The following is a 21518-nucleotide window of genomic DNA, read 5'->3' on the forward strand; positions in this document are numbered from 1 at the left end:
GCGGGTTTAGGAATAGCAATGTCTACTTGATATATTCAGCTTCGGGTACGTACCCGAAAATTCGTAAATTTTTTTGTATATCCCTAATCATGACCTGATTTTATTTACAATCTATCTATGATTAACCCAAAAGTGGTTTGTAGGCTAGTTGCGGTAGTACTCGTAGTTGCCCCGGGTCACGATATCAATGGGCATGAAATATTCCTTTTCTACGGACGCCGAAAACACCAGCGTCTGGTACAGTGCCATCACACCCCGGTACCCCTGCTCTTCGGGCTTATGACAGATCAGGAAGTCGATAGTACCTTTTTTGAGGTACTCGATGTTGTCGGGCAGGTAATCGTAGCCGATTAGCAGTGTATCATGCAGGCTCTGGCTTTCCAGAAAACGGGCGACGGAAGATACGCGGGAGTTGGTAACAAATAGTGCATCCACGTCGGGGTGCTGTTGCAGAGCTTTGGACAATTCCTCCCGTACCGATGCGTATCCCGTCTGTCTGATGTCAATCCGGACAATAGCATTAGAATCTCCCCTTTCCTGAAAAAAACTTCGGAAGCCTTCTTCGATCTGTGGGTAGTTGAAGTTATCCACCTCCTTCGAAATATTCACAATGAGCAGCTTGTGACTGTTGCCTTTGAGTCCGTAGGTCAGTAGTTGGGCACCCAGGTACCCGCTCTGAAACAGGTGAGGGCCTATGTACGACAGATTATTCTGGTGGGGAATGGTAGAGTCAATAAATACGTAGGGGATAGATTTCTGATTACAGGATTTGATAAACTCCGTGCATTCCTCTACAAAAGAAGGAGAAAGAAGTACTCCATTGACCTTTTTATCCAGAATAGCGCGCGCCTGCTTCCTGAATGACTCTTTATCATTCAGATCAAAAAAATACGTATCGATATGGACACCGTACTGCTTTATTTCGCTTTCGGCCCGGCGAATTCCCCGCAGCGGGGCCTGCCAGAACTGGGTCTCGTCCGAAGCGCTGGGAATCAGGATAGCCAGGTGGATGGTCTTCTTTGAAGCCAGTCGGCTGGCCAGTATATTGGGCTGGTAGTCCAGTTCCTGAATGATCGCATTGATCTTGTTCCGGGTTTTGACTGAAACGCCGGTCCGGTTATGGATGACTCTATCTACTGTGGCAATGGAAACGTTGGCTCTGCGGGCAATTTCTTTGACGCCGATTATCTCTTTGTCCTGATTCATAAATAGAAAGTTAGAGCGGTCCTAGTTGAGGGTTTGGATAGATTAAAGGTATAAACTTCCGATTTATATTCTATAAAAAACCATTTTTCACCCGAATCAGGCTAGATCGGTAGTATGTGCTATGTCAACAAAAAAGACTCCCGACAGCGTCGAGAGTCTTTTTATATACTTTTCTCACATATATTCTACTCATGCTACTGACGCGGACGTCCGCCGCCGGGAGCAGGGCTGGCCTGCTGTTGTGGCTGGCCTCCACCATCTCCGTCACCACCGCTCTTAACGTCATCGTTATTTACAGATTTGCGGTTACGACGGCTTGGCGCGTCAAAGCTCATTTTGCCTAACTTATACGAAAAGGTCAGGCGAACACCCCGATTGTACATCAGGTTGGTGTTGTACTGGGTAAAGGTAGGAGTAGCCAGTTCGGTTTTGGTTTTGAAAGCATCAGCCAGGAAGTTTTCAAAGGCTAAGCCAAGGCTACCTTTTTTGTCAGCAAAGTCTTTCTTGAAGCCCAGGTTATAGAAGGCAAAGCCAGTCTGATACCCCTGGAGCTGTACGTCGCGGCCCCGGATAAAGCCAAAGCCCTGAATACCCCATCCTTTGGGCAGTGTTAGGTTCGTAAAGAAACGACCGGTCATGACCAGGCCTTCGTTTTGGGCAAACAGGGTAGGATCAGGGTTATTGTTTGACAGGAACACATAGTAAGCATCCACTCCACCACCTAGCTGCCACTTCGAGAAGAGCGTCATGTTACCAAACACGTTGGTACCATAGGTCTGCTTGTGGCCGATGTTGCCATAGGTAGTCGTAATGACTCCACGCTCATCAGTAGTACGGATGCTCTCGATGGAGTTGTCGGTGTTACGGGCGTATACTGAGAAGTTGATGAATACCGACTTCTTGAACCAGCTGGTACCGGCCTCCAGCTGATCGGTCAGCTCGGGTGACAGGTTGGGATTACCCACAGTAATGTTCTGAGGGTTGGCTGCATTTATGTTAGGGTTTAGGAATTGAATACCGGGGCGCTGCAGGCGGCGGTTGTAGGCCAGTTTGATGGTCTTGCCACCTTTCAGCGTTTTGGATACGTTAAGACTAGGTACCAGGTTACCGTAGCTTGGGATGTTCAACGTGGCTTCTCCCTGATTGGCGTCGATGGTTGTATACTCGTAGCGTGTACCTACTTTGAACGAGTACTTGTTCTTGGTATTGAGGGTGTACGAGAAGTACGAAGCGGCTACATTCTGATCATAGTTCAGTTCGCTGGACGGACGTGGCATACTTCCAGGAATATTACTGTAGTAGGAAAAGTCGCTCAGTACCTGGCGCAGAATAGCCTTTCCACCTATTTCGAACATCTGATTCTTCTTGATAGGCGTCTGGTAGTCTACCTGTACGGTACTTTCCTGATTGTAGCTGCTGTTACGGTTGCCTTCCTGACCAAGTAGTTCTTTCAACGTATTGTTGTCAGAGAAAATATCTGCGTCGAAGTTGTTGGTGCGGTTGTTCCGGCTGAACTGCGTCAGTACACTTACTTCCTGCTGTGGTTTCTTAAGGGTTTTGGTATAGTCAACATTTACGTCTACGGTCCCGGACAGGTCTTTTACATCCACATCACGGTATGAAGTAGAGGTAACGGGAATCACACCCAGAGATCTGAACGTAGAAATATTCTGGCTTGAAATCTGGTTACGGGTACCGTAGCGGATACTGGCGGTCAGGAAGGAGGTCTTGCTGATGTCGTAGTCCCAGCCCAGTTGGTATGATCCAAACATACCGCCGTTACGTGAGTCGGTCGTTTGACGAATTGAGAAAGGATTCAGAGGACTAAGACCTATCTGAAGGTTTTCTGACTCGCCTTTTACGTTATAGTTGGCCCGGCCAAAACCACTCAGGTTAAAGCCCATCTTGCCGGCGCGGTAGCTACCCCGCAGACCCAGCATGGCACCGCGGTTACCGGCTCCACCGTTTATATCCAGCGTTGCTCCCTGTAAGGTATTTTTCTTGGTAATGATATTGATGATACCGGCGGTACCTTCGGCATCGTAGCGGGCCGAGGGAGAAGTAATTACTTCTACCGACTTGATCATGTCAGCCGGGATCTGCTTCAGGGCATCCCCGACGCTGCTGGCTATGATGGTAGAAGGTTTGTTGTTGATCAGTACCCGTACGTTGGAGCTACCACGGAGTGATACATTACCGTCCAGATCCACGGAGAGCATAGGTACCTTACGCATTACGTCGGCGGCATCACCACCCTTGCTGGTTACGTCCTTTTCGGCGTTGTACACCAGTCTGTCTACCTTCTCTTCGATCATAGCGGCCTGACCTACTACCTCTACCTCTTTCAGCTGAACGATATCGGGAGTAAGTACTACATTGCCCAATTCTATATCGGTACGGCGATCAATGGATATATTCTTAACCTCTTTTCCTTTATAACCTATAAAAGAGATTAATAGCTTGTAGCTGCCGGGAGCTATTTTGTTAAGTGTAAATTTACCTTTATCGTCAGTAGTAGTACCGTCAATAGGCTTATTAGTTTTAGTGTCAATGAGTGATATTGCTGCAAATTCAACAGGCTGGTTTGAAACGGAGTCTACCAGTACACCGGTAATTTTACCGTTGCCGCGTGGAGAATTGTCGTCGGCTGTTCCGGGAATAGTAGTAGTGGGTTGTTGCTGGGGGCGATTGCCGGGAAAGGACGGAGCTTCCTGCGCGTACGCAGAAAAGGCCAGACCGGTCGACAGCATCAAAGAAAAGCAAAGCTTATTCATGGCTTAAACTATTATGATTTGTGAGAATTAGTTAAGCAAAACAACAATCGGATCGCTTATAAAAAAAATACAATAGATAGGCTGTAATAATAAGACGACCAATGGCCCTATTTGGCCGACAGATGCGTAATTAGTGTCTGATGTACCGAAAAGATCCAATTGGTAGACTTTTATGACTTATTAATCGACATTCTATCTATACTGGTCGATTGGAGTAGTTGCTGTGAAAAGTCCTACGTAAGATTGTGTATATTATTCATGTTAATTAGACATTAACTAACACCCTAATACATGGCGTCCTTCTCGCTTTTTCGTAACTTCTCAGTACTGATCCATATTCTGGTATGGGGAGTACTGGGGCTATCACTGCTTCTTTTTCAGCCACTTACCTGGCGGGTAGAGTTACCGGACGAGTTCTGGTTTAAGCAGGGCGTCCTCTTCCTGCTACTGGTTACGGCGTTTTATCTCAACGCCCTTCTGTGGGTACCCAAGCTGCTGTTCCGTAATAAGTACACCTTATTTATAGCCCTTAATATTGCTACAGTATTTCTGGTAGCTTATGTGATTCAGCGATTTGAAGTATGGATCAATCTGCGTGAGTTGCTGGAGAAGGCGTATCAGGTACGTAAGGCCAGCGGCGTCGTCAGAAGTGAGAAGTGGATAGATTTCTTTTCGTTGATCCTGACCCTGATGGTACTGGGTATCAGTACCAGTGTCACGGCCGTGCAGAACTGGCACCGGGATAAGCAGCTCCGCCAGAGCCTGGAACGGGATAAGGTTAAATCAGAGCTGTCGTTCCTGAAGGCTCAGATCAACCCACACTTTTTCTTTAACACCCTCAATAACATCTATGCTCTGACCGTAGTCGATGGTGAGGCGGCCCGGGAGGCGTTGCATAAGCTCTCGCGTATGATGCGGTACGTGCTGTACGAAACCCAGCAAACGACCGTTATGCTGAGCCACGAAATAGCCTTTGTGCAGGACTACATCCAGCTGATGAAGCTTCGGCTTACCGATAAAGTATCTGTCCGGTTTGAGCAGCCGTCGCCGCTGAATGACGTACCTATTGCCCCGATGCTGCTGCTGCCCTTTATCGAAAATGCTTTTAAACACGGAGTGAGTGCGATAGAGCCTAGCTGTATTGTAATCAGCATCAAGCAGCAGGGAAGACAGCTGCACCTGGAAGTACAGAATACGATTTTTGCCGAAAAGAAGGTTGCCTTAGACGACAGTAACGGTATAGGGCTAGCTAATACCCGCCGCCGGCTGGACCTGCTCTACTCGGACCGGTACAACCTTACCGTTAATGAAAATACCTCTGACAACAAATACGAGGTTGACCTGAAACTGGAAGTTGCATGACTCTACGTTGTATAGCTGTGGATGACGAGCCACTGGCTCTGGGGCTGGTATGTGCCTTTATCGAGAAAACGCCCTTTCTTAAACTGGTGGGGCGGTACTCCAGCGCGGTCGAGGCTTTACAGGGGCTGCATCAGCACGAGATCGATCTGATCTTCCTGGATATTCAGATGCCTGATCTGACGGGTATAGAACTGGCGCGGGTACTGGATAAATCAGGGGAGCGGGGGCCGCGTATCGTATTCACAACGGCTTATAATCATTTTGCGCTGGAAGGCTTCCGGGTCGATGCGCTGGACTACCTGCTCAAGCCGTTCAATTATGAAGAGTTTCTGAGGGCGGCCAGTAAGGGGAAAGCTTATTTTGAACTACTACATCGTGCCCAGCCTGTAGCCGTAGCGCCACCAGTACCCGACATGCGGGAAGAGTACCTGTTTCTGAAAGTCGAATACCAACTGGTGCGGGTGGCGTTTGATGATATCCTGTACATTGAGGGACTCAAGGACTACGTAAAGGTACACCTCAAGAGCGACAGCAAGCCTCTGCTGTCGCTGACCAGCCTTAAAGCTCTGGAAGAAAAACTGCCCGCCAGCCGCTTCATGCGGATACATCGCTCCTTTATCGTAAATCTGGATCAAATCGGAGCCGTGACCCGCAATTCCATCCAGATCGGCGACTCTACCATCCCCGTCAGCGACCAGTACAAGGAAGTCTTCAACCAGTTTTTGAGCCGCTGGATCTGAGAGCCTGCTCCTGACTCCCGGACTGGCGTCCGGGGCAACAGGATCGGCCGAACCTACGATCCTACCAGGACGGTTGTGTCTACGGTACTGCTGCCTAGGTCTACTGCATTCGGCGTGCACTACAGAATGGTTCGTGCCGCCAGCACTGCCCTACAAGATTGGCTGTGTCTACTGTACACCTACTCCTTTCTCTTTATAGCGTTTATCTCGATACGCTGATTATCTACCATAAAATCAAACTGAATATAGATGCGCTCCAGGGGCTGGTTGATCCCGCTGAGATAATAGTACCAGTGTCTGATTTTGGCAATTTCTATCTGGTTCTCCGTGTTGATGATGCGGGCGAAGTGCTGGTACTTATTGCCGCTGGTATCAATGGGCAGCACGCGGCAACGCTCGAAGGTGCGGGTACGGCCCACATTCTCGAGGATGCGGATGGAGATCAACCCCTCCGGTGCTTCCTTAACGTGTACCCGGCCGTAACCGGGAGGGAAGTTGCCTTCCGGGTCAGGACCGGATATACCACTGCCACCCATGTAGTAGTCGTAGTGCCCAAAGTAGGGTTGGTTAGGCGATACCTTCGGGCGGGAGCAGGCCACCCAAACCAGGGCAGCTACCAGAGCCAGTAGTAGGGGTGATAGGTGTTTCATAGCTTTGGGAACAGCAGAGCAGCAGGCAAAAGTGGAATGGCTTTGTGGACCTCTTATAGGCTAAAGTAGAGAAATAGGTGGTAAAAGCAAAAGAGCCAGGCGGTAGGCCTGGCTCAGTGGTTAGTTACGGAGGTACCGTGGCGATATACTATCCGTTCAGCTCTTCCTTCAGAAACTTACCGGTAAAGCTTTCCTTAGCCTTGGCTACCTTCTCAGGGGTACCTTCGGCGACTACGCGGCCGCCCTGGGCGCCACCTTCCGGGCCAATGTCAACAATGTAGTCGGCGACCTTAATAATGTCCATGTTGTGCTCGATGATCAGTACCGTATTTCCTTTTTCGACGAGCTTGTTAAGTACATCCAGCAGGTGACGGATATCCTGGAAATGGAGTCCCGTAGTAGGCTCATCGAGGATATACAGTGTCTTACCGGTATCGCGCTTGGAAAGCTCTTCGGCCAGCTTTACCCGCTGGGCTTCTCCACCCGAAAGGGTAGTGGCGTGCTGTCCGAGGGTGATATAGCCAAGTCCAACGTCGTTCAGCGTCTGTACCTTGCGGAGGATACGCGGCTGATTCTCGAAGAATTCCAGCGACTGCTCTACGGTCATGTCCAGTACATCCGCGATGGACTTGCCCTTGAAGCGTACTTCCAGCGTTTCGCGATTAAAGCGCTTGCCTTTGCAGGTCTCGCAGGCAATGTGTACGTCGGGCAGGAAGTCCATTTCGATCTTCTTCATGCCCGCTCCTTCGCAGTCCTCGCAGCGGCCCCCCTTCACGTTGAAAGAGAAACGCCCGGGCTTGTAGCCCCGGATCTTGGCTTCGGGCAGCTCGGCAAAGAGCGTACGAATATCCGTAAAAAGATTGGTATAGGTAGCCGGATTGGAGCGTGGGGTACGTCCGATGGGCGACTGATCTACTTCTATAACTTTATCAATATGCTCCAGCCCCTCGATGCTCTTGTACGGAAGCGGCTCGCGGCGTGAGCGGTAGAAGTGCTGGTTCAGGATCGGGAACAGCGTCTCGTGGATCAGCGATGACTTGCCGCTGCCACTTACCCCCGTCACGCATATCATGGTACCCAGGGGCAGCTTGATCGTCACGTTCTTGAGGTTATGACCAGTACAGCCTTTCAGTATCAGCGTATTACCATTGCCTTTACGGCGCTCGGCGGGTACTTCTATACCCCGGCGTCCGCTCAGGTACTCAGCCGTAACAGAGCCATTTTGAAGGAATTCGTCGGGAGTACCCCGGCCGACAATCTGTCCGCCGTGGCGGCCGGCACCCGGGCCCACATCCACGATGTAGTCTGAGGCCAGCATCATATCCTTATCGTGCTCTACCACCAGTACCGTATTGCCCAGGTCGCGCAGGTTCTTGAGCGACTGGATCAGACGAACGTTGTCGCGCTGGTGCAGACCGATGCTCGGCTCATCCATAATATACAGTACGCCGGTAAGCTGGGTACCGATCTGGGTAGCCAGCCGTATCCGCTGCGCTTCACCACCCGAGAGGGTACGCAGGGCGCGGTTAAGGGTCAGGTACTCCAGTCCCACGTCCAGCAGAAAGCCGATCCGCTTGCGGATTTCTTTGAGTACCTCATGGCCTATGACCCGCTGACGATCAGTGAGGCGATCTTCCAGGCCTACCATCCAGTCGGCCAGTTCGCGGATATCTACCTGGGCCAGCTCGGCGATGTTCTTGTTATCGATCTTAAAGTGCAGCGACTCCTGGCGTAGCCGGGCGCCGTTACACTCGGGGCAGGTACGAATAACCATGAAGTCCTTGAGCCAGTCCTGTATCTTATCAGTACCGGTTTCCTGCTGGCGCTTCAGGAAGTTAATAATCCCGTCAAACTTCGTGTCCCACTCCGTACCGGGGTACTTCTTGGAAGGCAGGGGGACGGGCTCGTCGCTGCCGTACAGGATCACCTCCATCGCCTCGGGAGGCAGTTTTTCCAGAGGTGTACTCAGGCTGACTTTATGCTTCTTGAGCAGTGTTTCCAGCTGCTTGAATATCCAGGCATCACGGTACTCACCCAGGGGCGCTATTCCTCCCCGGCTGATACTGAGCGAGCGGTCCGGCATGATGGAGTCTTCGGTGATTTCTTCCACTACACCCAATCCCTGGCAGGTAGGGCACCAGCCGTAGGGGGAGTTGAAGGAAAAACTGTTAGGAGCCGGATCGTCGTAGCTGATACCCGACTCAGGGTCCATCAGGTTTTGGGAGAAGTAGTGCACCTCGCCATTGGTGTCCAGTACCATCATGGCTCCTTTGCCCTGCTTGATGGCCGTTGCTACGGACTGGCTCAGGCGGTAGCGATCTTCGGCTTTGGGGATAACGCGGTCTACTACTATCTCTATATCGTGTACCTTGTAGCGGTCCAGCTGCATCTTAGGTACTATATCCTGTACCTCGCCATCCACCCGTACCTTAGTATAACCCAGGCGGGCGATCTGTACGAACAGTTCGCGGTAGTGGCCTTTGCGGCCTTTTACTACCGGGGCCAGAAGGGTAGTCTTCTGTCCGCCAAATTGGGCCAGCAACTGATCAATAATCTGATCCTGCGACTGTTTCACCATGCGGCGTCCCGTCACGTACGAGAAAGCCTCACCCGCGCGGGCGTATAGCAGACGCAGGAAGTCGTAGATCTCGGTGACAGTACCTACGGTAGAGCGGGGGTTACGCGAAGTAGTCTTCTGCTCGATGCTGATCACCGGCGACAGACCGCTGATCTTGTCCACGTCAGGCCGCTCCATTTCGCCAATAAAGCCCCGGGCGTAGGCTGAGAAGCTTTCCATGTAGCGGCGCTGCCCTTCGGCATAGATCGTATCAAAGGCCAGTGACGATTTACCACTCCCGCTAATACCCGTTACCACTACCAGCTTATTGCGGGGAAAACTTACGTCAATGTTTTTAAGATTATGCTCACGGGCGCCCTGCACTTCTATCTGGTCGTAGCCCGTAAGGTCAATATCATTCAGCTGTTTCAAAGCGTCTAATCAGTAGGTTCAAAAAAGAGGAAGACCAGTGTCTCCATCTGAAGGTAAACGTTAAATATACTAGATGGGTTCGTATTTGCGGCTGCCGGAAAGAGAATGTTTGTCTGCCTTCCCTGCACAAGCTCAGACAAATATCCACAGGCTTTTCCACATAGCCTACTCCTGTATAGTATAACCTTCTTTTGCCTGTTCTGAGGAGGTGCTGATGAGCTTCAATTTCTCCCTTTTATCAGTAGTAGCTTTTATAGCTGTATCTGTTCAATTTGTACAAGCCCTAATCAGGCGCCGGATGATCAAGTACATCTATGTTTATTTAAGACCTGATGTAGCGATTCAGAGATAGTGTTTTGATACATAAAAACTTACCGTTGTACATAGATTTTTGTCTAGTAACCGTAGGTATCGTATCGTGTACTTAGTGTGTTACTTTTACACTATGAACATTTGGAGAAAAAATAAGATTAAAACTTTATTAATTTTTTCAAATGTATAGTTAGAATCAGGGGTTTCTGCTACTTTCACACCTCAGTTTAGTATGCTTTTCTCTTATAACCATTTACTCACTACCAATCATCATTTATGAAGAAAGATCTACGATCAGCAGTCCGATGGGCTGTACTAATGCTGCTCGTGCTAAGCAGTGTATTAGCACAGGCGCAGGAGCGCCGAGTCACTGGTAAGATCACCACCTCAGACAACCAGGGCTTGCCAGGAGCCAACGTACAAGTAAAAGGTACCACCGTTGGTACAGTCACAGATGCGGATGGACAGTTTACAGTAGCGGTGCGTGGTAACGATGCCGTTCTGGTAATTTCGTCAATCGGCTATGTTAAGAAAGAAGTACCTGTTGGCAATCAGAGTACTATCAGTGTATCGCTGGATGATGACGTAAAGAGCCTGAGCGAAGTAGTAGTAACCGGTTACGGTACACAGTCCAAGCGGGACATTACCGGAGCGGTGGCTTCTATTGACGTAAAGCAGGCGCTGGCAGTACCCGCTTCTAACCTGGCGCAGGCCATGCAGGGACGTGTAGCCGGTGTGAACGTATCCAACGACAACTCACCCGGTGGTGGTGTGATGGTACGTATACGGGGGTTCGGTACCATCAATGACAACTCTCCTCTGTACATCATTGACGGTACGCCTACCAAAGGTAACCTCAGCTCACTCAACCTGAACGATATCGAATCGATGCAGGTACTTAAGGATGCTTCGGCGGCTTCTATCTACGGTTCGCGGGCCGGTAACGGGGTAGTAATCATTACGACCAAGAAAGGAAAAGCCGGAAAGCCTACCCTTTCGTATGATACCTACTACGGTACCCAAAGCGCCTGGAAAGGCCTGGACCTGACCAACACCCAGGAGCACGCTGATATACTATGGAAGTCACGCATTAATGCGCTCAATACGCTTAATAATGGTATCGCTACTCCTAACGCGGGCCAGAGCGGACTTATTTACCCCAGCAACGCTCAGTTTGGCAAGGGAGCTACTCCGGTTATTCCTGATTATATTATACCGGGAGGCGCAATGGAAGGCGATCCCCGTACCGATCCAAGCCGCTATGTATATGATCCGTTCAACCCCAGTTCGCGCTATCTGATTACCAAAGCGAATAAGGAAGGTACCGACTGGTTCGATGAAATGTTCAATCCGGCTCCCATCCAGAACCACCAGTTGGGCGTATCGGGTGGAAACGAAAATGGTCGCTATGCCATGTCGCTGAACTACTTTGATCAGAAAGGGATCATGCAGTATACCTACTACAAGCGGTACTCCATCCGGGCTAATACCGAGTTTAATGTGACTAAGCGGATACGGGCAGGGGAGAACTTCCAGATAGCCCTGGACGAGCGCGTAGGACAGACCAACGGAAACCAGAGCGAATCGAATCCTATTTCGTTTGCGTACCGTATCCAACCTATTATACCGGTTCGTGATATCAAAGGTAACTACGCCGGTACCTCCGGACCTGACCTGGACAACTCACGTAACCCTATCGCTGAACTTTGGCGCAACAAAGACAACGTAGGCCGCAACGTACGCCTGTTTGGTAATGCCTTTGCTGAGGTTGACATCCTCAAAAACCTGACCGCCCGTACGCAGTTTGGTCTGGATTATAACCTGTTTAACCATCGTGTATACCGCGCTGTGGATCTGGAATCTTCCGAAAACGCCGGAGCTAACCAACTCGACCAGACCAATAACTACGAGTGGACCTGGACCTGGTACAACACCCTGACCTACAAGACCAGCTTCATGGATGATCGTCTGAGCTTTAACGTGGTGGCAGGTACTGAGTCAATTAAGAGCTTCTTCGAACAATTTACGGCCCGTCGTCAGCGCTTTGCTTCGGATGATCTGGAAAACCGCTACCTGGATGCCGGTAACCCTGGTACTTCGGTAAACGCAGGTTTTGCCTCTGACTGGCGCATCGCTTCGGAGTTTGCCAAAGCCAACTTCTCGCTGGATGATAAGTACCTGCTGGATGTAACCATCCGTCGTGACCGCTCCTCACGCTTCGCCGAAAAATACCGGGTTGCTTACTTCCCGGCGGTATCGGTAGGCTGGCGTTTGTCTAATGAGGAATTCATGAAAGGACTGACCTGGCTGGATGACTTCAAGCTACGTGCAGCCTGGGGACAAACCGGTAACCAGGAAATTGGTAACTACAACCGCTTCGGCATATTTGGTACTAACGCGGCTCAGAACTTCTACGACCTGAATGGAAACAGAACATCGGCAGTACAAGGCTACGACCGTACCCAGTTTGCTAACCCTAACGCCCGTTGGGAAACTACTACTTCGACGGATATAGGCTTTGATGCAGTATTCCTTAAAGGCAAGCTCGATGTTAATTTTGACTGGTACGACCGCCTCACTACCGACATGCTGTTCCGTCCGGATGTACAGCGTACGCAGGGGGTAGCTACTGTACCTTTCCAAAACATTGGTTCTATGCAGAACAAAGGGGTTGAGCTTGGACTAAACTATAACGGAACCGCTTCAAACGGAGACTTCCGTTACTCTATCGGGGCTAATATCTCTACTTATCGTAACAAAGTAATCACACTGACCGGCGATCCGGCTACGCAGTACTTCGGTTTCACGACGCGTCTTCCACCCATGAGTGTAACCCAGGCAGGCTATCCGATCGGTTCTTTCTTCGGCTACACCATTGATGGATTCATCAACACTGACGAAGAAGGCAAATCGTTGCCGGTTCAGTTTGGGGGTGGAGTAAACAACAAAGCCGGTAACTTCCGTTTCCGTGATATCAACAACGATGGTATCATCAATGCTTCTGACCGGAGCATCATCGGCAGCCCGCACCCTGACTTTACGTACGGTATCAACATCAGCACCAGCTACAAGAACTTCCGTCTTGACATATTCGGACAAGGTGTACAGGGCAACCAGATCTTTAACTACGTACGCTACTGGACCGACTTCCCCACCTTTGGCGGAAACCGCAGCAAGCGGATGGCTTATGAGTCGTGGGAGCCGGGCAAAACCGACGCCAAGCTGCCAATCCTGCGCTCGAATGACGTAATCTCAAGCCAGCCTTCAACTTACTACCTCGAAGATGGCTCGTACCTGCGTCTGAAGAACGTTCAGCTTACTTACGACATACCTGCTACACTACTGTCGAAGCTGGGACTTAGCAGAGCTTCAGTATACATACAGGGACAAAACTGGCTAACCTTCACCAAGTACACCGGCCTGGATCCTGAGATTAACCTGCGCAGCTCGAGTGGAACTGACCAGGATCGCCAGATTGGGGTGGACGAGGGCGCCTATCCGTCCTATCGTGCTACACTGCTTGGCTTAAACCTCAGTTTCTAATAGTTGAGAAAAATTTTAAAGAGAAACGACAATGAAAAAAATAACCTACCTGACAAGTTTCCTCTTGCTGGGATTAGCTACCTCCTGTAGTGATGAATTTCTAGAAACGCGCCCTAAGGCCGCGCTTTCTATCGAGACGCTGAAGAACCGGGCTGGCGTTAACTACCTTCTTACCGGAGCCTATTCTTTATTGGATGGTGTAGGGGCAGGTACCACAACCTGGCACGGATCGGCCGATAACTGGATATACGGAAGCGTAGCCGCTGACGATGCCTACAAAGGTACAATCGCAGGGGACCAACCCGAGATATCTCTGATTGAACAAAAACTTATTCAACCGGATAATACCCATTTCAGGGGCAAGTGGCAGGCTGTTTATGACGGCGTAGCAAGGGCCAATGATGTGTTGCTGCTAGTGGACCAGGTGGAAGAGCTTACTGACGCAGAGAAGACGCAGATCAAGGCGCAGGCTCATTTCCTGCGGGGCCACTACCACTTTGAGGCCAAGAAGATGTGGAACAACGTCCCGTACATTGACGAAAAGGCCTATAACCCTGATGACCTGAACAGCACCCGCCTGACAAACGATAAAGATATCTGGCCGAATATCGAAGCGGATTTCAAATTTGCTCTGGATAATCTGCCCGAGACCCAGACTCAGAAAGGACGTGCTACCAAATGGGCTGCTGCCGCTATGCTGGGTAAGGCGTATCTGTTCCAGCGTAAGTGGGCAGAGGCCAAGGCTCAGTTTGATGCTATCGTGAACAGCGGTCGTTACAAACTGGTGGATCGCTACAACGATAACTTCCGCGCTTCGACCAATAACAATGCAGAGTCTATTTTTGAAGTACAGCACTCTGTAAACGATGGAGCGCCGGGTGGTGAAAACGGAAATCAGGGAGCTACGCTCAACTACCCTTACGGGGGAGGCGGTGTTACTACCTGCTGCGGATTTTATCAGCCTACTCAGAACCTGGTGAACTCGTTCAAGACCCAGAACGGACTACCTCTGTTCGACACTTACAACAATTCTGATGTGAAGAATGATCAGAATATTGAGGTAACCCAGGCTTTTACACCTGAAGAAGGAGAATTAGATCCACGGCTTGACCATACCGTAGGTCGTCGTGGTATACCATTCCTGGATTGGGGGGTACACCCGGGCAAGGCTTATATCCGTGATCAGGCGTACGGTGGGCCTTACTCTCCCCGCAAGCACCTGATGTACCGCTCTGATGTGGGTACCAATACTTTCTCGGGTAACCCGCGTCTTAACGCCAACAACTACCGCATGATCCGCTATGCGCACGTGCTGCTGATGCTGGCCGAAGCTGAGGTAGAACTGGGTAATCTGTCACGGGCTCGCGAACTGGTAAACATGGTACGGAGTCGGGCTGCCAATCCGGATGGATTTGTAAAAACAGCTGATGGCAAGCCTGCCGCTAACTATGTTATCAAAGAGTACGCTGCTGGTGATCCGGCCTTCAGTACCGCCGCCAATGCCCGTACCGCCGTTCGTTTTGAAACACGCCTCGAGCTGGGTATGGAAGGACACCGCTTCTTTGATTTGGTTCGGTGGGGTATCGCTGATCAGGTACTGAACGCGTACTATGCTGTTGAGAAAAACAAGCGTACGTACTTCAACGGAGTTAGCTTCACCAAGGGCAAGCACGAGTACTACCCGATTCCCCTGCAGGAAATCGTAAACTCACAGATGGATGGTAAAGCTACTTTAAAGCAGAATCCCGGCTATTAATACACTATCATCCTTATAGTAACGACTCGGGCCGCTCCCAAAGGAGCGGCCCGAGTGCGTTTTTATCTAACAAAAAGTGCTAGTAAGGGTTATATAAGCCTACGTAAAACAGGATACTTATGCTGAAAAGTCCCCGCTTCGCGCTATGGTTTGTGAGTCTGTTCCTGCTGGTGTATACCGTAGGAGCGTCGGCTGGTATGTCATCTGGTATTGTTACCTGTATGTTCCTGCTGTCGCCCTTCCTGGTACTATGGCTGGTATATTCGGTGCTGCGCTACGGCGAGCCTTCAGGCCGTACCTTTGATGAGTACTTCTACGACGATGCCGACATCCGGGCTGATAAGCTGCGGGAGTAGGTACTTAGAGAGCCAGGTACTTACAAGCCACTCCTTCAATCTTTCCGGCGCGCTCCACGAAGCGTTCTACCTGCGTTTTGCGTACCTCTACCTGTAGACGACAGCTTATCTCAAATTGCTGCTCGAGTACCGTCAGGTCCATCTCCTTTACTAGCTGCATCACCCCATTCATACTTTCGTATCCAAAGGTAAGCTCGTACCGATCATAGAGGTGCCGCGTCGCTACCGTTGCCTGTTCCAAAGCAGCCAGCGTGGCCGACTTATAGGCGTTGATGAGGCCCGGTACTCCCAGCAGGGTACCTCCGAAGTACCTGACGACTACCACCAGTATATTAGTAAGGTCCTGTGAGTACAGCGTGTTCAAGATAGGGCGCCCGGCCGAGCCAGCCGGTTCACCGTCGTCGTTGGCGCGGTAGTGGTTGCGGTCCAGGCCCAGCCGGTAGGCGTAGCAGTGGTGGTTGGCTTTGGGGTGTACTTCCCGTAGTTGGGCCAGGTAGTCCTTAGCCTCCTGCTCCGACCGGATAGGGTAGGCAAAGGCCAGAAACTTGCTGCCGCGATCTTTGAATAAACCTTCGGTAGCTTCCTCAATAGTACGGTACGAATCATCGAATAACACGGGATGAAGATTTTTTCAGGTAAACAAGAACAACTGCATAGATAAGAGCCGCCCCCGCGAGTGCCGCCGATAGCAGGAAAGCGGTCGTTAGGTTTTCGTAGCGGTTGGCAAAGATTTCGGCCGAAATATAGGCTCCTATTCCAATGCCCGCTTCCATAGAAATATACATAGTACCAAAGGCCCGTCCCCGGTTTTGGTCATGGCTGAGGTCGGCCGTCCAGGCTGATAGTATAGGGGAGAGAATACCTGTAGCGATTCCGAAGAATACCGCTCCGCCCAGAAAGATAAATGAACTGCTGGCGTAGGCGGTAAGTACCAGCGCTATAATAAGATTGATACAACCCACGATGACGACAGGTACCCGTCCGTGCCGGTCAGATACCTTACCGGCTGCCAGCCGGATGAGCAGCGACGTAAGGGTATAGACCAGAAAGTAGAGGCCGTGGTTGCTCAGGCCCAGGTAGTCGCTGTAATCAGGTACCAGGGTCAGTACCGCTCCGTAGCTGAAGTAAGTCAGAAAAATAACCAATGCCGGACTGAATACCGTAGGGTCAAATATATCACGGCCTGTGATCCTGAATGCCTCAGTCGACAGCTTCTCCCGGTTCGGCAACGTTTCTTGCATGTTAAAAAGGATAGCTATGGAGAGCAACGCTACGAAGGAGGAGGTGTAGAACAGAGCATTAATGGAAAAAATCTGAGCAATATAGCTCCCCAACGCCGGCCCCAGCGCGGTGCCCATACTGGCGCACATCCCGTGTATACCCAGTGCCTCGCCCCGACGCGTAGCCGGTATAATATCCGCAATATAGGCGGCCGTACCTGTAGGCTTGAAGCCCGTGGAGAAGCCATGCACGAGCCGGAGCAGCAGGAAAGGCATCACGGAGGTGAATATCGGATATAGAAAGCCGCATATAAAGCAGACAATGGAGCCAAACGCCATGACGGGTATCCGTCCTACCCGGTCGGTGAGGCGGCCGCTGAACGGGCGTGATAGCCCGGCCGTAAGGGTAAACAGGCTGATGATAAACCCTTTGTACTCGGCTCCTCCCAGGCTGGTGAGGTAGCTGGGTAGCTCAGGAATAAGCATGTTGAAGCTGGCAAAAAACAGGAATGAACTCAGACTCAACAACCAGAACTGCAGCGTAAATATACTAGTAGGGGTAGGTGCGGTGGTTTGCATCGCACAAAGGTAAACAGTTTCGGAGGAGAAAAAGTAGTACTTTCAGGCCGGAATATCAGATTACCCTCTCTCATTTAGTAACTAGCAGTATGAAAAAATTTAGCTATCTGTTCGCTGCGCTACTCCTGTTTATTTTCATCAATTATGGCTTCTACCAATGGCTGCAATCCGGGCATACAATAGTTGATACCTGGGAGGTACTGGGGCAGGACTGGCTGCTGGCTATTACTTTCATTGATGCCTGCACGTTCAGCCTTCTCTGTATTTTCTGGTTAGTCAGAGATATGAAAAAGAGGGGCCTCCCCCTTGCAAAAAGAATCGCTGTACTGACAGCGGTGATCATTACCGGCTCGGTGGCTCTGCTGGTGTACCTGGCTTTCCGGGACTCATCCGACCTCACTGCCGTACCCCCGGCTTTACCACAAAAGTAAACTGCCGGCTACCCGCAGTACCGGACTCAGTCAGCCCCTGCACTACTACCTGGTAGGTACCCGTCTGGTCGGAGGTGAAGAAGTCAACTACCTGTTTTCCCTCAGCGTCAGTAGTAAGCATGGGTGCCCAGTGCAGCAGGTTCCGGAAGTCGGGCAGGCGGCTCTCCCGGCTGGTGGCGCTGTCGTAGCGGGGGGCGTAGAACTCTCTTCGGGACTGGGCAAAGGAATAGGAGAGTACCAACGCGCGCGGATCGAGCTGGAAACCGGCCATATCACCTTTATACGTAGTATAGCTGACAATGCCGGGGAAAGACAGCTTGCCCAGGTAGTACTGCCCGTTCATTACTTCCAGTTTTTTTATCTGCAAAGGGTCTATTGCCATCATTTTGTCTGTATCGAACACCGGCACGCCATCCAGCAGAATAAGCGGGTCTTCGTTGAAGGTACCTCCCTGCGGAAGCAATTTGTTTACAACGTAAAAGTGGAACTTCCCGCGTTGTTTCCTTACAAATACCCCCGGTACGTACTCCCGCATGACTTCTTCAAGGGTAGGAAAGCGGGTGAAGGCATCCAGAAAGTACTTCTCGTCGGGTTTACCATAAAAGGCCAGACTATCAGTTCCTTCGGCTGTGGGCCGAGCTGCCGGTGTCGGGTAGTAGGCATTCTGGGTTTGCATGTTAATGCTGCGCGTCAGCAGTTGTGGGGCTTTACTCTGCAAAAAGGAGGGCCAGCGCCGCGAAGAAACCTGGTCGGAATAGGGGCTGAATAGTTCAATGCGATAGGTACTGTCGCGGCGGGTGTTGGTCTGTACAATCACGTCGTGAGCATCGTAAAGCTTCTTTATCTCAAAACGGATGGTACCCTGCGGGTCGCTCAGGCTTACAAACAGCCGGGGGTGTGGAGAGGGCGCGGCCAGGTAGGTACTAATCAGTCTGGCGGGTTGTCCGGTAAGGGTATTGACTACTTTTCCCTCTATAAAATGACCGCCGTGTTCGGGCAGGTACCTGTACGTTGGTGGGGTATCGGCAAGTACTTCATCCCAGCTAAACCGGCTCCAGCCGTGGGTCAGCATCAGGTTGTCCAGTGCCTGGTTTACCTCCGGCCCTGATCTCTGAAAATAGTACGAGGGTGACTCTACCGTTCCTTTCAGATCTGATGTAAGTAGCAGGTAGCTGTCGAGGGTAGGCGGCTCAGGATGCGGAAGAGAGTCCAGCAAATACACCGATACCGAAAGTTGAGCAGGTTCTATCAACGATGCCTCGGTTCGGGCCGACAGGTTCAGGTACACCCGCTCACGGGTGGTAAATTCAGCCTTATTCAAACTCTCCCGGATGACCAGCGGCTGAGCCGGGCGTGTGAAGTACAGGCGTTCGCACACGGGCCGGGTAGTGTGGTCAAAAAGAGTTATATGGGTAATTCCGCCCTTCAGGGAGGCGTCACTCATCCTGTTTTTATTCAGTACGAAAACTGCCTTTCCATTCTTCAAAGTACCCGCCTGAGACTGCACAGCACCCTGTCGGGTATGCACCAGCAGGTACACATCGGGGGATGGTACTTCCCGGGCCGATACCGTAACCTGCACCAGTCCATCCGTCGAATCCCTCACCTGCATCACGTAGCCCCGTGGCTGGACCTCCGGTAGCGGGAAAATAAGGGTATTATCCTGTATATCCCGGACAATGGCGCGGTACTTATCAGTAGTACCAGGGGTAAAGGTGAACTGGCCCATGCCAAAGCGGAGCGGCTGGAAACGTACCAGCGTGTCGTTATTCTGGTTAACAATAACGCCCCGACAGGCTATGCCTTTTCCATCTTTGCCAACGGCCCGAAAAGCAACCTTACTTTCCAGTTGACTGACCAGATGCCCGCCCTCCGGGAAAAACTGTACTTCATAGGCCGGTTCTTCCCGCCCCGCCAGGGGCTCAGCTTCTGGCCGCTCAAAAGGATTCAGGATGGTGATGGCGGCTTCAAAGAACAAATCCGGACTGAAGTTTTTCATCCAGTTGGTATAGCTGCGTACGGTATAGGTACCGGCGGGTAAGGTGGCGGGTATCCGTACGGAGCCATCGCCCCGCCCCTTGTCAAGCGCTATCTTGATTTGCACCACCGGATTGGATTCTTTATCAAGTACCTCCAGGTAGGCGATTTTGCTTACATCCAGCGGGCGGTGGGTGCTTGCGTCGATGCAGTAGGTTTTGAACCAGAGGGTTTCGCCCACCACGTACAGCGGGCGGTCGAGGTGGACAAAGAGTTTTTCCTGTAAGGTAGAACCGGTATACCGCGAAAGCCGTTCCTGTACCGCCGCCTGTCCCCTTACCACCACCGGTAGCAACAGCAGGAGTACCCACAGTACATTTCCTGGCTTGTACGCAACAACTGGTTTCATTCGTCCTGAGTCTGGTTAGGGGTAAATTCTATTTAGGGAGCGGTGCCACGGTTTAAAACCGTGGCACCGCTGATTGGCTTACCGCCAGTATTCCGGTTTTGTGGTGGTACCTCCTTCCAGGCGGCAGTCTGCACAGGAGGCGGTACCTGTAATGTACAGCGGCTGGGAAGAACCGGGAACCGGGAACTCAACTAGAATCAGGTCCAACGTCTGAAGGGCTTGTGCCAGCGCTAAGGTGTCGGTAGGTTCGCAGGCACTGACGTACCTGCCCAGGTATTCGGTAATAAACAGGCGCTGCTCCTGCTGCTTTGAAGCGCTGAAAAAGCCAAAAACCAGCTCTTTGGGATCGCTGACGCAACGGATGTTGCCGGTAACCTGAGCGGGCTGCGGGTCAAAGAGGCTCCCGGTACTCTCGGTGGTCTTGGCCAAGGCGGTCCAGTATTCGTACTCTTCCTGTGAAAGTCCGTACTGCTTCACCAGAATACTATACTTCACCCGGAGCTTACCGCTGGAGGCCGGTACGTAGGTAACCGACGCATCCTGAATAATGTCTTCACTAAGCTTGATAGAGGAGCCCACCAGGATGCGCGAGGCACTTCGGTGGCTCCAGCAGGTACTTATGTCCTCGGTACGGAGCTTCATTTCGTTGTTCACTACCTCAAAAGCCGAATAGAGGGGCATCTGGTACATCCAGGTTTCATCGAAACTCCATCGGTAAAAACGGGTAGTGTTGAGTGGATCGTGGGTACTGACGTAAATCTGTACCCCCGACTGGTCCGGCTGTACCCGGTACGTAACACTGTCAATGGGCGGCGTTTGGATGGCAGGTACATAGTCCGATAGGTACTCCTTCCCATCACTCGTCCGGATATGTAGCCGGTACTTTTCCCCTTCGCGGTACGCGATGGGCTCCAGTTTATAGGTACCTGGCTGGGCTTCTGTAAAGGCAAGCTGGCTTCCCTTATCGCCTTCTACACGGATCTGAGCCCGCGGCTCCACCTGGGGAGCTGTGAGGTCGGTCACATTCTGGGTGCGGCTCAATTTGATCTGACTACTGCCCGAGGAGCTGGTGTTCAGGAAACCATCTACCACCAGGTAGCTGCTGGCCGAGGTGATTTCCGGCGGAGAGAACGATTCAATGCAGCCATGCAGCAGCAACGACATCAGCAACAAGCCTGGGACGTATAGGAGTTTGGGTAGTTTCTTCACGGCTT

Annotated in this window: 14 protein-coding genes; 6 read left to right on the forward strand and 8 right to left on the reverse strand. The window is 51.2% G+C overall.

Translation table 11 applies throughout. From position 1 onward, the window contains the following. Positions 1–144 precede the first annotated feature (144 nt). Both JUB14_RS25115 and JUB14_RS25120 read right to left on the reverse strand, forming a co-directional pair. Positions 145–1206 carry a LacI family DNA-binding transcriptional regulator gene (locus tag JUB14_RS25115; RefSeq protein ID WP_207509622.1) on the reverse strand — a complete coding sequence of 354 codons (1062 nt, stop codon included), beginning with the start codon at positions 1204–1206 and terminating at the stop codon, positions 145–147. A gap of 194 nt (positions 1207–1400) precedes the next feature. Next, on the reverse strand, positions 1401–3980 hold the full coding sequence (locus JUB14_RS25120; RefSeq protein ID WP_207509623.1) for a TonB-dependent receptor domain-containing protein: 2580 nt from the start codon (positions 3978–3980) through the stop codon (positions 1401–1403). 291 nt (positions 3981–4271) lie between these two features. Here JUB14_RS25120 and JUB14_RS25125 point away from each other — a divergent pair, with 291 nt between their 5' ends. Beyond that, positions 4272–5342 carry a sensor histidine kinase gene (locus tag JUB14_RS25125; protein WP_207509624.1) on the forward strand — a complete coding sequence of 357 codons (1071 nt, stop codon included), beginning with the start codon at positions 4272–4274 and terminating at the stop codon, positions 5340–5342. After that, positions 5339–6082 (forward strand): LytR/AlgR family response regulator transcription factor, encoded by a 744-nt coding sequence (locus JUB14_RS25130; RefSeq protein WP_207509625.1) that lies wholly within the window; start codon positions 5339–5341, stop codon positions 6080–6082. Before JUB14_RS25125 ends, JUB14_RS25130 begins: the two co-directional genes overlap by 4 nt. Before the next feature lie 179 nt (positions 6083–6261). Here the strand turns inward: JUB14_RS25130 and JUB14_RS25135 are convergent, their stop codons facing one another. Continuing rightward, positions 6262–6732, reverse strand: coding sequence for a hypothetical protein (locus tag JUB14_RS25135; protein ID WP_207509626.1), 471 nt, complete (start codon positions 6730–6732; stop codon positions 6262–6264). A gap of 148 nt (positions 6733–6880) precedes the next feature. Continuing rightward, on the reverse strand, positions 6881–9721 hold the full coding sequence (gene uvrA, locus JUB14_RS25140) for an excinuclease ABC subunit UvrA (RefSeq protein ID WP_207509627.1): 2841 nt from the start codon (positions 9719–9721) through the stop codon (positions 6881–6883). A gap of 588 nt (positions 9722–10309) precedes the next feature. Here uvrA and JUB14_RS25145 point away from each other — a divergent pair. The 3 genes from JUB14_RS25145 (at position 10310) to JUB14_RS25155 (ending at position 15688) form a co-directional block, all read left to right on the forward strand. Continuing rightward, complete coding sequence (locus JUB14_RS25145; RefSeq protein WP_207509628.1) at positions 10310–13576, forward strand: SusC/RagA family TonB-linked outer membrane protein; 3267 nt, start codon at positions 10310–10312, stop codon at positions 13574–13576. A 31-nt stretch (positions 13577–13607) separates the two neighbouring features. After that, complete coding sequence (locus JUB14_RS25150) at positions 13608–15332, forward strand: RagB/SusD family nutrient uptake outer membrane protein (RefSeq protein ID WP_207509629.1); 1725 nt, start codon at positions 13608–13610, stop codon at positions 15330–15332. A 119-nt stretch (positions 15333–15451) separates the two neighbouring features. Beyond that, positions 15452–15688, forward strand: a complete 237-nt coding sequence (locus JUB14_RS25155) for a hypothetical protein (RefSeq protein ID WP_207509630.1) — start codon at positions 15452–15454, stop codon at positions 15686–15688. A gap of 4 nt (positions 15689–15692) precedes the next feature. Here JUB14_RS25155 and JUB14_RS25160 read toward each other — a convergent pair whose 3' ends face one another. Next, positions 15693–16304: an IMPACT family protein gene (locus JUB14_RS25160; protein ID WP_207509631.1), complete on the reverse strand. Its 612-nt coding sequence runs from the start codon at positions 16302–16304 to the stop codon at positions 15693–15695. After that, positions 16291–17487: an MFS transporter gene (locus JUB14_RS25165; protein ID WP_207509632.1), complete on the reverse strand. Its 1197-nt coding sequence runs from the start codon at positions 17485–17487 to the stop codon at positions 16291–16293. The genes JUB14_RS25160 and JUB14_RS25165 overlap by 14 nt, the downstream gene beginning before the upstream one ends. An 89-nt stretch (positions 17488–17576) precedes the next feature. Between JUB14_RS25165 and JUB14_RS25170 the strand changes: the two genes are divergently transcribed. Next, positions 17577–17918, forward strand: coding sequence for a hypothetical protein (locus JUB14_RS25170; RefSeq protein WP_207509633.1), 342 nt, complete (start codon positions 17577–17579; stop codon positions 17916–17918). Here JUB14_RS25170 and JUB14_RS25175 read toward each other — a convergent pair. Together JUB14_RS25175 and JUB14_RS25180 are read right to left on the reverse strand one after the other, a co-directional pair. Further along, positions 17884–20304: an MG2 domain-containing protein gene (locus JUB14_RS25175; protein ID WP_207509634.1), complete on the reverse strand. Its 2421-nt coding sequence runs from the start codon at positions 20302–20304 to the stop codon at positions 17884–17886. The two genes, JUB14_RS25170 and JUB14_RS25175, sit on opposite strands and share 35 nt — an antisense overlap. 78 nt (positions 20305–20382) lie before the next feature. Then, positions 20383–21513, reverse strand: coding sequence for a DUF4249 domain-containing protein (locus JUB14_RS25180; RefSeq protein ID WP_207509635.1), 1131 nt, complete (start codon positions 21511–21513; stop codon positions 20383–20385). Between the last annotated feature and the right edge of the window lie 5 nt (positions 21514–21518).

Source organism: Telluribacter humicola, assembly GCF_017355935.1.
Lineage (GTDB): Bacteria > Bacteroidota > Bacteroidia > Cytophagales > Spirosomataceae > Telluribacter > Telluribacter humicola.

Bases quoted from the DNA above. Each gene is read 5' to 3' on its own strand.
- JUB14_RS25165 (WP_207509632.1), bottom strand. From the start codon at position 17,487: ATGCAAACCACCGCACCTACCCCTACTAGTATATTTACGCTGCAGTTC.
- JUB14_RS25175 (WP_207509634.1), bottom strand. From the start codon at position 20,304: ATGAAACCAGTTGTTGCGTACAAGCCAGGAAATGTACTGTGGGTACTC.
- JUB14_RS25135 (WP_207509626.1), bottom strand. From the start codon at position 6,732: ATGAAACACCTATCACCCCTACTACTGGCTCTGGTAGCTGCCCTGGTT.
- JUB14_RS25120 (WP_207509623.1), bottom strand. From the start codon at position 3,980: ATGAATAAGCTTTGCTTTTCTTTGATGCTGTCGACCGGTCTGGCCTTT.
- JUB14_RS25130 (WP_207509625.1), top strand. From the start codon at position 5,339: ATGACTCTACGTTGTATAGCTGTGGATGACGAGCCACTGGCTCTGGGG.
- JUB14_RS25115 (WP_207509622.1), bottom strand. From the start codon at position 1,206: ATGAATCAGGACAAAGAGATAATCGGCGTCAAAGAAATTGCCCGCAGA.
- JUB14_RS25145 (WP_207509628.1), top strand. From the start codon at position 10,310: ATGAAGAAAGATCTACGATCAGCAGTCCGATGGGCTGTACTAATGCTG.
- JUB14_RS25155 (WP_207509630.1), top strand. From the start codon at position 15,452: ATGCTGAAAAGTCCCCGCTTCGCGCTATGGTTTGTGAGTCTGTTCCTG.
- JUB14_RS25150 (WP_207509629.1), top strand. From the start codon at position 13,608: ATGAAAAAAATAACCTACCTGACAAGTTTCCTCTTGCTGGGATTAGCT.
- JUB14_RS25170 (WP_207509633.1), top strand. From the start codon at position 17,577: ATGAAAAAATTTAGCTATCTGTTCGCTGCGCTACTCCTGTTTATTTTC.
- JUB14_RS25125 (WP_207509624.1), top strand. From the start codon at position 4,272: ATGGCGTCCTTCTCGCTTTTTCGTAACTTCTCAGTACTGATCCATATT.